At 40.8% G+C, this 13,039-nt stretch carries 12 protein-coding genes; 3 read left to right on the forward strand and 9 right to left on the reverse strand.

What is annotated here, in order from left to right; translation table 11 throughout:
- Window positions 1–21: 21 nt before the first annotated feature.
- Genes ABM313_RS24060 through ABM313_RS24070 form a run of 3 tightly spaced genes read right to left on the reverse strand, consistent with a single transcriptional unit; the run spans window position 22 to window position 3,468 of the window.
- The gene (locus ABM313_RS24060) at window positions 22–855 is read right to left on the reverse strand and encodes a 2OG-Fe(II) oxygenase (RefSeq protein ID WP_434685652.1); all 834 of its coding nucleotides are present in this window, start codon (window positions 853–855) and stop codon (window positions 22–24) included.
- 55 nt (window positions 856–910) lie between these two features.
- A complete protein-coding gene (locus tag ABM313_RS24065) occupies window positions 911–2,218 on the reverse strand; it encodes an HlyD family secretion protein (RefSeq protein ID WP_434685653.1) in 1,308 nt (435 codons plus the stop codon).
- A 44-nt stretch (window positions 2,219–2,262) separates the two neighbouring features.
- A complete protein-coding gene (locus ABM313_RS24070; protein WP_434685654.1) occupies window positions 2,263–3,468 on the reverse strand; it encodes a glycosyltransferase family 4 protein in 1,206 nt (401 codons plus the stop codon).
- Between the two features lie 216 nt (window positions 3,469–3,684).
- Between ABM313_RS24070 and ABM313_RS24075 the strand changes: the two genes are divergently transcribed.
- Window positions 3,685–4,497 carry a glycosyltransferase family 2 protein gene (locus ABM313_RS24075; RefSeq protein WP_434685655.1) on the forward strand — a complete coding sequence of 271 codons (813 nt, stop codon included), beginning with the start codon at window positions 3,685–3,687 and terminating at the stop codon, window positions 4,495–4,497.
- A 23-nt stretch (window positions 4,498–4,520) separates the two neighbouring features.
- Here the strand turns inward: ABM313_RS24075 and ABM313_RS24080 are convergent, their stop codons facing one another.
- From ABM313_RS24080 to ABM313_RS24095, 4 genes are all read right to left on the reverse strand, one after another.
- Window positions 4,521–5,816 carry a homoserine dehydrogenase gene (locus ABM313_RS24080; protein WP_434685656.1) on the reverse strand — a complete coding sequence of 432 codons (1,296 nt, stop codon included), beginning with the start codon at window positions 5,814–5,816 and terminating at the stop codon, window positions 4,521–4,523.
- A gap of 241 nt (window positions 5,817–6,057) precedes the next feature.
- Complete coding sequence (locus ABM313_RS24085; protein ID WP_434685657.1) at window positions 6,058–6,405, reverse strand: DUF1830 domain-containing protein; 348 nt, start codon at window positions 6,403–6,405, stop codon at window positions 6,058–6,060.
- 203 nt (window positions 6,406–6,608) lie between these two features.
- Window positions 6,609–8,081, reverse strand: coding sequence for a mechanosensitive ion channel domain-containing protein (locus tag ABM313_RS24090; RefSeq protein ID WP_434685658.1), 1,473 nt, complete (start codon window positions 8,079–8,081; stop codon window positions 6,609–6,611).
- Window positions 8,082–8,808: 727 nt separating this feature from the next.
- On the reverse strand, window positions 8,809–9,873 hold the full coding sequence (locus ABM313_RS24095; protein ID WP_434685659.1) for a ligand-binding sensor domain-containing protein: 1,065 nt from the start codon (window positions 9,871–9,873) through the stop codon (window positions 8,809–8,811).
- On the opposite strand from ABM313_RS24095, the gene ABM313_RS24100 reads away from it, so the two are divergent.
- Entirely contained in the window at window positions 9,860–10,036 is a 177-nt protein-coding gene (locus tag ABM313_RS24100) for a hypothetical protein (protein WP_434685660.1), read from the forward strand. The two genes, ABM313_RS24095 and ABM313_RS24100, sit on opposite strands and share 14 nt — an antisense overlap.
- 33 nt (window positions 10,037–10,069) lie before the next feature.
- Here ABM313_RS24100 and ABM313_RS24105 read toward each other — a convergent pair whose 3' ends face one another.
- Window positions 10,070–11,194 (reverse strand): FecR domain-containing protein, encoded by a 1,125-nt coding sequence (locus ABM313_RS24105; RefSeq protein WP_434685661.1) that lies wholly within the window; start codon window positions 11,192–11,194, stop codon window positions 10,070–10,072.
- 207 nt (window positions 11,195–11,401) lie between these two features.
- Between ABM313_RS24105 and rplI the strand changes: the two genes are divergently transcribed.
- On the forward strand, window positions 11,402–11,863 hold the full coding sequence (gene rplI / locus ABM313_RS24110) for a 50S ribosomal protein L9 (protein WP_009628719.1): 462 nt from the start codon (window positions 11,402–11,404) through the stop codon (window positions 11,861–11,863).
- A 54-nt stretch (window positions 11,864–11,917) separates the two neighbouring features.
- On the opposite strand, the gene pdxA is transcribed toward rplI, so the two are convergent.
- The gene (gene pdxA / locus ABM313_RS24115; protein ID WP_434688590.1) at window positions 11,918–12,997 is read right to left on the reverse strand and encodes a 4-hydroxythreonine-4-phosphate dehydrogenase PdxA; all 1,080 of its coding nucleotides are present in this window, start codon (window positions 12,995–12,997) and stop codon (window positions 11,918–11,920) included.
- Between the last annotated feature and the right edge of the window lie 42 nt (window positions 12,998–13,039).

The raw sequence follows: 13,039 nt of genomic DNA on the forward strand, positions 1-13,039 counted from the left end.
TCAATATGCAAGGCTTATTTTCTACCTTATATTAAGATCTTTTTTTAGTTTCTCCTTGATTTTTCTGGCTTCTTCACGATCACCAGCAGTGGTTAGACCAAATACTCGATGTTTAAACGAACTAATTGGGTTGTAAATCTTCGCAAGTAAAGCTTTCAGCGGAGACACTTCCTTAGTCGCCCAAACAGTTGGGCGACGTGGAGGAATTTGTTCAGGAGTAACCTCTCTATAGAAATTCACTAAAATCGATTTCCGAGTTATATTCTCAGGCAGATTTAACCGTCGATAACCGTGAAATGTTGTCTCATCAGAACGGATAATCGTGCAACGATTAAATACTGGAGCAACTTCATACACTTTAGGATTATCATGATGTTGCATCAGCAACTGACCACCATAATCGTCTTTCCAATCTTTATTGAGATAAATTAAGAGAGTCAGCTCATGTATCCAAGTTTCATTTTTGGGATGCAAATTAAAATCAACATGCATGTCTAAAAATCCGCCATCACGCCCTTGATGCAATTCACCACAATAATCAGCATCCATGAATACTTGCTTGCCAGAAATTTGGCTAATAAATTCTCTAAATTGATCGGAAAGTAAATCTTGATGCAATTCCGAGAATAAATCAGATACTTGAGACCAAAATGACAACTCATACTTTTGATTAAACAAATAGTGATGAGAAGAATGCATAAGTGACAATGCTGGGAAGTCTTGCAATATTTTTTCCGCCAAATCCTCACGCAAAAAATTGTCTATAACAAGATGGGGAAACGGAATTGCATTCAAAAATTGATTATTTAGGTTTTCAGGATCTTTGCAGACTTCCTCGTTGATGACTTTTAACATTTGCTTATCCTTAAACTAAAATGTAAAAAAATTCTTGTATTAATCAAAACTAAAGTTAAGTCTCTAGTTTATCTCCAGGATTGAGAGGTCTAGGGGAAAGCACAACGCGATCGCCTAGAGCTAATCCATCTAATACTTCACGCTGACTATCAAAAGTTCTACCTAATTTAACTTTTCTGACAACAGCTTTGCCTGACTCGGCAAGCATGACCATCCCTTCACCAGCAGACAGATGAATTACGGCGCTTTCAGGTATCACCATACTGGTTCTACCTTGATCAAACTGCACATAACCCTGTAACCCAGGAGCCATTTCTAAATCTTGGACTCTAATCCAAACTGAATAAGTAAATTGTCGATTGACCCCAGCGTTGCCAGGTGTAGGATTAGTTTCCACTGTTGGATTAAGTCGAATTACTTGCCCTATATAAGATTTGCCAGGGTAAGCCACAAATCTAACTGTAGCTTTATCCCCAACTTTAACTGCATCAAGGCGAGCCTGATCAACATAGGCTTTAAAGACAATATCTTGATTTAAGGTCATCAAATTTGTATTTAAGTTCGCCACCTCACCAACACTAATATTTAGTCGGCTAACTAGACCATTGTTTGGAGCATAAATTACGGTACGCTCTAAATTTGTAAGAGCATTTTGTAATGCTATTTGATTATTCTTTAGCTGAAATTCCAAACTTTCAGCCTGACGAGCAAGATCATTACGAGTACGATCTAGCTCTCTTTCAGCAGTATAGAGATCGCGCTTGCGGATTAGATATAAGTCCTCGGTATCTGCTAGCTGAAATCTTGAGAGCGCTCCTTCTTTAACAAGAATTTCTGATTGATTGAGTTTAGCATCAAAAATAGCAGCTCGACTCCTAAGACTTTCAACATTTGCCTCTAAAGAAGATAGTTGATCATTAGTTGTTTGCTCAATGTTTTGCAACCCAACTTCAGAGATCGCAATATTATTACGAGCAGTCTCAACTGCGTTTTCAAAAAGTTCTTTATTTAACTCAATTAATGGCTGACCTTTAGTTACGCGATCGCCCTCTTGTACATATACTTTTGCAACAGAGCCTGACACTAATGGCTGAAGCACAACTTCTTGTAAAGCAACTGATTCACCAGGGGCAGAAACTGAGTCATCTATGGGTTGCTGACTGACTACGGCGGTCTCTACTTTAATCGGCTTGCCCGCTTTTCTTTGTTGGGCTGGGTAACCAATATCAGAGGAATAGCTTCGAGATTCAGGATTTCGCAGTGTTGGCAATAAAATAGTTACTGCTAGAACGCCAATTATTCCTAGGGGAACAACGACTAAAAGTACCAATACAAGACGAGACAATGGACGGGGTACAGCCATATTACACAGATTAGTAGAATCTAGTTATTTGCAATTATCTAAAATTATGCTTGAGTCAAAGCTTTTGTAAATACATCCTGCCATAACAAAACAAGATGTGACCAACCAAAACGTACTTGAATATCTTTTAAGCCTCGGTGACCTAGTTCTTTGGCTCGAACTGGATCGGCTATCAGATCAACAATTGCTTGAAAGAGTGCTTGAGGATCTTTCTCCTTTACTAAAATCCCTGTAACACCAGACTGAATAACATCGACAATACCGCCAACGGCACTAGCAATTACAGGCTTTTCATGCGCTAGAGCCTCAATCATCACAATCCCTAGCCCTTCAGTATCTCCTTTACTATCGACAATAGCTGGCAAAACAAAAATGTCACAAGAGGCATACTCATTGGCTAGTTCTTCTTTGCTAACAAAACCCAAGAAATCAACTACTTTCTCTAGTTTTAGTTCCTTGCATTGAGCCTTGATTTCATCTTCTAAAATTCCTTTACCCACAATGCGTAAACGTACTGGATATTTACTAAGAACTAATGGTAAAGCCTCCAGTAAGTAACGTAGTCCCTTACGTTCATCCAATCTACCTACAAATAAAAGTTTCATGTCTTCTTCAGGATTTCTTGGCACAGTTTTTTTCGGCTCAATCGTTAGACCATAGGGGATGACTGTCACAGCCCCACTGTATAGCTTTTGAATTAGTGCTTTTGTAAATGAAGAATTAGCTGTTACGCTCCTAGCCATTGGTATTTGCCATCGCAAAATTGCCCCGACAAAGCTAAATTTTTTAGCTAATAGAAGCTCTGCTCCGTGAAAGCTAAAAAGCATAGGAATACCAAGTAATTTGCTTGTAGGATAAGCCATTAGCCCATGGGGAAATGGCCAGTTGACATGAAGTAAGTCAGGTTTTTGTTTCTTGCATAACCAAAATAGTTGCCATGCCCCAAGCAAGATATATGAAAGAGCTACCAATATATATAAAGGTTGCTTTTGTAGTTTTGTTGGTGCGCCATCGCGCACTAGGTTTTCAAACCGTTTAAAAAAGTAGCGAAACCGATAAATTTCAATATTATCTAAATTATGCGTCTGTGACCCTTCATAAGCTGGGGCAAAAATTTTAAAGTTGATCCCAAGCGATCGCATTTGCAAAACGGTTTCACGAATAAATGCGCCATGATTACCATCAGATGTTGTGGGGTAAACAGAGGAGATTACAAGGATATGCTTGTCACGAAGATCATCTATAGACATTAGAAAATCACTGGAAAGATTATTTTAAGGAGTTATTTGCCAAAACTAAGTTTGAGTAAATTCATTTAAAAGTTTGTCTGAATCTCCTGAGAAAAACTTGTCTAAGCTAAAATACGCAGAAAGCCATATTATTTTAGAAGTATTTTATGGAAAAGAGTTAATAAATAATATAAATTGCGCTTTTCAAAACTAGAACATTTATAGGTTTCTAATTTTATGTCAGGATCTTTTGCACTTACAGCTAATCTGCCTCAACAACTTCCCTTAGAAAGTCGCTCTGTAACCATTGTTATACCTGCTCTAAATGAAGAAGGAAACCTTGAAAGACTTCTTCACTTGATAGAGAAAGCATTTTTACGTCTGGGATTTACTTTACCTGTAGTCCTCATTGATGATGGCAGTACTGATGAAAGCCCAAAAATCTTGATTCAGTTGCAGCAAAAATATGATTTTTTGACGGTCATCACTCACCCGCAAAGACTGGGAGTAACAGGTGTATGGAAAACGGCGATCGCCAATACCACTAGCGATTGGATCTTTTGGGGACAAGCAGATTTGGAGTCTAATCCTGAGTTGGACATCCCAATATTATTAGAAGCCTGTACTAAGGAAGTCCATGCAGTCGCAGGGTGGAGACAAAATCGCGGAGATGGTAAAAAACTAGCTTCTAATGTGGCAAATACAACTTGTCGTCTTCTCTTTGGCTTAAAGATTCATGACATGAATTGGATCAAGCTTGTACCGAGAGAATTAGTTGCAGGTCTTCCTATGGATGTCATTACTCACCGTTATTTGTTAGCAGTTTTAGCTGGTTTGGGCTATCACATTACCGAGGTTCCTACACCATGGTTTCCCCGATACTCAGGATATAGTAAGTTTGGAAAAAGACGCTTACTTTCCTCTAGCTTAGATTTTCTGAGGGCATTTCGCTGGTTTATTAGTAAACGATTTTCTAAAAAAAATTCTGATTTCACAAGCTCTGAGAAGAAAAGTTCAATAGATACGTCAAATTTTCCTTCTCAGAGTTAACGTCTATTTTCTAGCTCTTAGTCTCACAAAACTCGCAGCACTGTCGGAATGCTATGCAAAGTCTTTAAATTGCGGATAGTGGCGATCGCTTGCTGAAAGTTGAACTCACTAACCTTTTGGGTGATCACTACAATTTCAGCTAACCCATCATGACTTGTATTTTTTTGTAAAATTGCATTTAAGCTAACGCAGTGTTTGCCAAAAGCAGTACCCAAATCGCCGATCACTCCAGGTTTATCATGGGTTAGCAGTCGCGCGTAGAACTGATTTACTGTGTTTTCAATTGGGGCGATTTTGGCGTAATGCTCATGGGAGCAGCCCATTAATTGATTTACTTGATTCGGCATTGATTTCAAGGCAGCCACAACATTGATAATGTCAGCAACTACAGCACTAGCAGTTGCGCCCGCACCTGCACCAGGTCCTGAAAACACAACTTCACCGATGGGATCACCTTCAATCCGAACGGCATTAGTGACACCATGAATATTCGCAAGGGGATGTTGAATCGGGATCAGCGTAGGGTGGACACGAATCTCCAAATTAGTGTCATTTTTGTTGTCAGTACGCCGCGCAATTCCTAAGAGCTTAATCGTAAAGCCTAACTCTTTGGCATAGCCAATATCCGCACTAGTGATCGAGCGAATGCCTTCTCTGTAAATGTCTTCAAGTTTGACGCGATCGCCAAAGGCAAGACTTGCTAAAATCGCCATTTTGTCGGCAGCATCATAGCCATCAACATCGGCTGTGGGATCGGCTTCTGCATAGCCTAATTGTTGAGCTTCGGCGAGAGTTGCACCAAAATCAGCACCCTCAAAATACATCCGGCTAAGAATGTAATTAGTTGTGCCGTTAACGATTCCTGTTAATTCACTGATGCGATTACCGCCTAGGCTTTGCTTGAGCGCTTGAATTACAGGGATACCACCACAAGCGGCGGCTTCTAGCATTACGTATACACCTTTTTGTTTGGCGGCGGTAAAAATTTCATTACCATGTCTGGCAATTACAGCCTTATTAGCAGTAACAATATGTTTGCCATTGGCGATCGCTTTTAAAATCAAACTTTTGGCTGGCTCAATACCGCCAATGACCTCAACTACAACATCGATCGTGGGATCACTTACTATGTCAGCTAAATCATCTGTGACAATGCTGGAAGCGATCGCCACATCACGCTGCTTGTCTAGCGATCGCACACCTACCCGCGCGATTTCGATATCAGGTAGCAGGGGATGGCGACCCGCAGGGTCTTGGAAAATTTTGGCAACACCTGTGCCAACCGTTCCTAATCCGAGAAGTCCAACTTTATATGTCACAGTCTTATTTTTTTGATTTTCGTCGATTTCAATTAGCTTTTATTGTAGTTTTTTTGGGGACGCGATGAATCACTGCATCAGTATCTGCATAAATGAAGGCGGCACAAAGCGCCGCCTTCATTTATTGGGATTTTATTAAAAAGGAAGAGATTGTCATGCAATCTCTTCCTTGGACAAAAATAATAAAGTTGAAAAACAAAAAGCAACGGCTACTACATAATCCAAAAACTAATCCAAAAACTTAAGCTGCAATCGACACCAACAAATCTTTATTTGCTCCTTTTAGGCTTGATAAATTTAGTCCCATATTCATGTCCATATCAACGACTGCAATTTGAGAACAAGGAATCGTATCAGCATGAATTAAACCAGATAAAACACATTCACAGATTTCTAGTAAGGCATCTATTGGTGCAGCAAATTGGATGCTTTGATTTGGAAATACTACTCTTTCAAAAAAATTAGTATTAGGTTGCGCTATACGAATAATTTGTACAGATTCGGTGTCGTTACGATAAATGCAGATTGATTGATTAAATTGAGATTCTAGGTTGCTGGAATTAATTTTTTGCGCTTGTATATTAAACATTTTGATCACTTGTGAGTAGCCACTAACTTTACTGGTTCATGATCCCAGAGTAGGGGATCGTCTCATGGCTAGCAGTGATATAGCGCACATATTCCAAGTTTCTTAATGTTTGGGGATCAATTTTTTAATGGTTTGTGAGAATGGGTCGCAAAGTACCCCATTCTCACAAACCATTAAAATTGCAATTGCTATAGGAATGTAATTTATGGACTTTTACCTAGACTAATCCCAAAAATATTATTTAAGCGATCGCGTACCCATGACAAAGCCGCATATTGTGATCGCTGTAATTCTTCTTCGTTGAGTAATCCCAGACTGATTAACACCTGCTGTCGTTCTGATAATTTTAAGGCAATCTGTTCGCCCAATTCTTTATGTTCACTGAGCAACTTTTGTAACTGTTGTTGCTCCACCACAAATAAAACTGTGTCTACAGTCAAAGCCCGAACTGTTGCTGTCCGAGGTGTACCAGTTAGCAGTGAAATCTCGCCAAAAAATTCTCCTTCACCTAATGTGGCGATCGCCTGATTATTCTTCTCTGAAAAAACTTCGACCACACCCGACAAAATAATGTAAAACTCTTCGCTCGGATCGTTTTCGCGGCAAATAATTTCACTGATATCAAAATGTTTGCGATATCCCCTAGCTATTAAGGCAAATAGTTCTACCTCTGTGCATCTTTCAAAATAAGATATTTTCCTTAGTAAATCACGCAGACTTTTGGAATTTATTACATTGCTAGCTGGAGGAATTGTCGAACTTGCCTGTTTTATAGTTGGTAACTGTTGATGATTTTCTGGATTGGACGGCGTGATAACCTGCTGCATTGCCTCAGGATTGTGCAGGATTATCTCTCTGGTCGGAAAAGGAATTCTAATGCCTCTAGATCTAAACTCATAGGCAATCCGAAAATTAATCGAACTCCGAATTGGTTCGTTAGCGTCAGGATCATCAATCCAGACCAATAACTCAAACTCAAGTGATTCTTTCCCAAATGACTGAAACCAAACTTCTGGAGGTGGACTCGACAATACACGAGGTTCATGTCGAGCCGCAGTCAACAAAGCTTCAGTTAAGACTAATAGATCGGTGTCGTAAGCCACGCTAACAGGGATATGAATACGGCAAGTATGTCCCTCATAGCTCCAGTTGACTGTATTGTTTTCGATAAATCGCTGATTTGGCACAATTACAAATAAATCATCTTCAGTACGAATAATTGTGGAGCGAATAGAAATTTTTTCAATAGTGCCTTTGAGTTCACCAATTTCGATGTAGTCACCAACTTTGATAGTTTGCTCAAACAGTAAAACTAACCCACTAATAAAGTTGCTAGCAATGTTCTGTAATCCAAACCCAATCCCAATACCAACCACACCTGCAATCACAGCTAGCGAACTAAGATTTATCCCCGCCGTTTGCAGAATAATGACACTGCTAAGTGTAATTAGTACATATTTAATGAATACGGTAATCGCTTCTTGTAATCCACGATTAATCCGAAGTTTTGACAATAACGATCGCCTAATGATTTCGCTAATAATTCTTGATACAAAAAAAGTTAAGACAATAAGCCCTAGCAGAGAAATGATCGTGGCGATCGAAAACTTAGTGCCTCCAATATCTAAAATTTGAGCTGTGAAGATTTCATGCAGTTTTGTTAATAAAACATCCATCTTTTAGTTTAATTTCTCCACAAAAACTCAACCCGAAATAATTTTAAAAAGCCCCACCAAGCCCTGCTTTCTAAAATTACTTTAAATTTAAACATTTACAAATAGCTCAGCCCTAAATCATTTGTAGGCTTTTTATTTTGTCTAAAAATAAACCCTTGGAACAATTTTATGCAAACCATTTGAGAAAATCTATGTTTAGGTTGCCCCAATCTAAATATAGATTTCCATAATTTAAAATATAGCCCCAAAATATAGCAATTGGAGAAAAAAGAAAGACAACAATTCCCACCCGTTTCTTAATTTATAGCTATCGCCAAGTGTATGAGTACATAAAACCCAAGAAGAGAATGGCGGCGCAAAGCGCCGCCATTCTCTTCTTGGGTTTTGCTTTTGTCCTAACACAATCAACGACAGCCATATAACTATAGCCACTATCAGGACAAATCAAAACCCGCAAAGTTACGCCCCGCAAGGGCGTAGCTTTACGGGTTTTGATTTTTAATTAGTTATGCCTAATTATACCAAATCACAAAAGTATTGCCACACTTTGTGATTTGAAAGCCAAACCCAGTAAGGGTTTTAGAAACACAAAATGGCGCAGCCATTTTGTGTTTTGGTATTATACCAATTCACGAAAGTGTGGCAACACTTTTGTGAATTAAAACCCAAACCCAGTAAGGGTTTTAAAAACGCAAAATGGCTACGCCATTTTGTGTTTTTGTATTACTTATTTTTGAGTTGTATAAACTACAGTCGCATTTGCACTTGGTATTTCTGATTTTTTAAGTTGAGTGTTAATCTTGCCTAAACCATCCTCAGTACCAATCCATATTTGTTGATTATGGACAAGCAAATTAATAACTGAACTACTGGGCAAGTTATAGATCGATGATGTAATCGCGCCATTGTAGGTATTGGCAAGAACTAACCCATCTCTCATGCCAATCCACAACTCACCATTTTTATGACTCGCCAGAGCCACAATATCTCGTCCAGTTACAGCATTAATGCGGGCGATCGCCTTATTAGTTTTTGGATTAATTTCAAATACATTGCGAGGAGTACCTGCCCAAATCTTGCCCGATGGCTCCACAGCGATCGCTTGGACAATTTGCCCCGATACATAGGGGATCCTTGCGGTGATTTTGGCTGTTCCAGGGTTGATTTTCACCAGTCCATTCAATGTACCTACCCAAAGATTGCCAGCATTATCAAACTGCATCACATTGGCGGCTGTCCCTGGAAGATTGGGCATTCTGGCATAGGTTTCAGCATTGTAAGGACTGATGCGGGTTAATCCTTGATCAGTTCCGACCCAAATAAAACCAGCCCGATCCATCGCTAGACTGAGGATTCGGCTGGAAGATAGTTGAATAGCAATGTTTTCAATTTTGCCAGAGCTAGGCTCAATCTGATATAAGCCTGAGGTTGTGCCAACCCAAAAATAACCACGACGATCTTCTAATAGGGCGGTAACCGTGGAATTGGGTAAAGAGATGGAGTTAACTGCCGCACCAGTTCTCTGATCGATTTGCATCAAACCTTGCCAAGTACCGATCCATAGTCTTCCCTGATAATCAATGAGGGTTGAACTAACTCGACTATCTAGATTTGATTTGGGATTACGGGCAAGAAGAATATTAGCTGGTATGGCTGAATTATGTTTGTTAGGATTAATTGCATTGGCGCTGTTAACGACTCCATAGGTGACGGTGCATAAGCTGACTACATTAACTATTACGGAAATTAATGTACTGGATAACGCACTGGAGATTTTTTTGGCTGCCAACATCTTTACCACCATCATTAGTCGCTATATATGCTCTTTTAAGCGTCAGATGTTAACACAAGAGATTGCGATCGCCACATCAATTTTAGACATCCTCTATAAAACCCAAAATAGTAATGGCGGCACAAAGCGCCGCCATTACTATTTTGGGTATAACCAAAAATAGAATTAAAGACCTCGCAATGCGCGACCGTTAATTCTATGGTTTTGGCTGTGGAGCTACGGGTGCAGGTGCAGGCGCAGGTATTTCAGGTTGGACTGGCTGAGGTGGTGGCTCTAATGGAGCAGGTTGTGCTGGTGGTGGTTCTATTGGCGTTGCCACAGGATTGGTAGTTACAGGTGTAGGATCTGTCCTCACGGGTTCTGTATTGTTGGCAGGAGCAGGATTGCTGGGTATTACTTGTGGAGCAGCAGGTTCGGTCTTCGCGGCTGTTGGTTCTTCTCGTTTAGTGGCTGGCGGTTCTTCGCGGCGATCATTGCGATCGCTATTTGTTGCTGGACTTGAATTATATGTAACTTTGTTACGATTTGGATTTTCAGTAGGTTTAGGTAAGTCAGCACGGCGAAACTCAATTGTACTTGCCTCTTTTACCGTCGCTGTCACCCCAAATTCTGAGGTGATTTGCGGCAAACTTGCTAACTGGGTACTAAATCCAAAAATCAAAGCATTATTAGCAATCCGCTTGTCAATACTTTCTTTGTCAATGCGTTTTGGAGCCGAAGCTTTACCATCGGCTTTGATCCTAATTTCTTCACCTTTGCCAAGGTTAATAATCTCTGATGTGCTTTTGAGTAAAACCGTGACATTGCCATCAAGAGCAATCACCCGCCGATCTTCCGCCGCCTTAGGAGGAATTTCTAGATATACAGTGCCATTGTTACTAGAGATTTCGCCAAAGGGGGTTTGGACTTGAGCTGGAGATTTGCGATCGCTAGCTGCCCACGCCACTAAGCGACCAGATGTGAATTCAACTTGGTTTTGCGGTCTAAGGGTTAGGTTGGATTTCCCGCCAATTCTGATAATCGCACCACTGCGTAAGGTCACTTGGGCAGTAGAGGAGTCTTCGGTGCTAACGCTTTCATTTACCTTAAGTGGTACACCAACAGTCGCAGGTCTTGCGGATGTGGCGTTAACATACTTAACACGCACAGGGTAGCTGCGAATTTCACTAATTTCGGCGATCGCTTCGGTCGGTAAAGCCTCAGAACTAAAAGGTTTAGGAGGCTGACTAATTGTGCAACTAGGCAGAACTACAACCGCTAGAGATAAGACCAAAAGCGGCAGAATTTGCCTAGAGATTTTGAATAACTGCCAACGCTGCATCGTAAATTTTTTGTAGAGTCTACAAAGCCAGTTTTTTCGCTATACTAGAAAGTCTGGTTAAAACCGTAAATTCTAATGTATCTATATTAGTTCTAACTTCGTTGTTTGACCATAGTTAGTAGTAATTCTCCTCATAGCTGTGAGACTGCGCCGTAGCCGCAATCCCTCAGATGTAAATCTATTTAAACGAGTAAGAGTCAAAAGCACATGGCAAAGAGTAATTTGCAGGTCATGCTGACCAAAAATGTTACAAAATTAGGCAAACTAGGTGACTTGGTATCTGTAGCGCCCGGTTATGCTCAAAATTTCCTCATACCTCAGGGTTTAGCTATCCGTGCTACCTCTGGTGTGGTTAAAGAAGTTGAAAGACGTAAAGAAGTTGAGCGTCAACGTTTGATTGCTATTCGCCAAGAAGCAGAAAGCCGTAAGACTGCACTATCAACTATTGGTGGCTTTATTATTAAGAAAAAAGTTGGTGAAGGTAATGCAATTTTCGGTACTGTGACCGATCGCGAAGTTGCTCAGTTGATTACCGCGAAGTCGATGCTAGAAATCGATCACCGCGACATTACGATTCCTGAAATTAATCAAACAGGCACTTTTGATGTTTCGATCAAGCTTCATGCTGAAGTTACGGCAACGATCAAAATTCAAGTTATTCCTGAATAATCCTCTCCAAAAAGAGGCGGCGCTCTGCGCCGCCTCTTTTTTTTGACAAGGGGCTTAAGCCCCTTGTCTGATTTTTGCGAGTTCTACGGCTAGGCTGATCGCCTCAATCGTGCTAGCGGGATCGGCAATACCTTTGCCAGCAATATCAAAGGCTGTACCGTGATCGGGTGATGTGCGAACAAAGGGCAACCCAATTGTGGTATTCACAGCCCGATCAAAGGCTAGGAGCTTAACGGGAATTAAACCCTGATCGTGGTACATGGCGAGATAAGCGTCATGCCCAAGCAAGATGCGATTGCGATCGCTCCAAGCTTTTGCAGGATTAATCCACATCGTATCGGGTGGAATTGGGTTGGTAACTTGCACATTCGGGTGTTGCTGGCGATAGCGATCGATGAGTGGCTGCAACCAGTCCCTCTCCTCAAGTCCTAGTTGTCCCTGTTCGCCACTATGGGGATTGATCCCCGATATGGCAATACGAGGATTTGTAATCCCAAAATCTTGCAACAGCGATCGGCGGAGTAATTCTAATTTTTGCTCAATTAACTCTGGCGTAAGTTGCTGCGTGACCTCACTCAGGGGAATATGTACCGTTGCCAGCAAAGTCCGAAACACCCAGTCCGTATGGGGCGATTTACCCACAAATAACATCCCAAAATCATCAACTTGGCTACGCTCGGCTAATAACTCCGTTTGTCCAGCATAGTCATGTCCCGCTTGTTTCCATGCTGACTTCGCGATCGGTGCGGTAACGATCGCATCAAAATCTCCTGCAAGAGTTTGGGCGATAGCAGCCTCCAAGTAAGCAAAACTAGCTGCCCCACTTGCACGATTGCCTATTCCTAAAGAAATCTCCTCATTAGTGCGGATATCGACAATTTCTAGGCGATCTGGATCAGCGATTAGTAAATTGTCATGATTTCTCAACAAATCATAGGCTTTCCTTAGATAGTGGCGATCGCCAAAAACTGTAAAAGTTGCATCTAGTGCTAATAAATGGCAATCGGCAAGAGATTTTAGAATGATTTCCGTACCAATTCCTGCGGGATCGCCTATAGTGAGAGCTATTCGCGCTCTAGAGTTAGACTGAGATTTTGATCTGGAGCTTGTGTGTGCATTCCGCAGAATATTCATTAAGTCAATTAAGTAATTCTCCAAAATTTTAATACACGCGAT

The organism is Pseudanabaena minima str. Chao 2107 (genome assembly GCF_051131155.1).
GTDB classification, from domain to species: Bacteria; Cyanobacteriota; Cyanobacteriia; order Pseudanabaenales; family Pseudanabaenaceae; genus Pseudanabaena; species Pseudanabaena minima.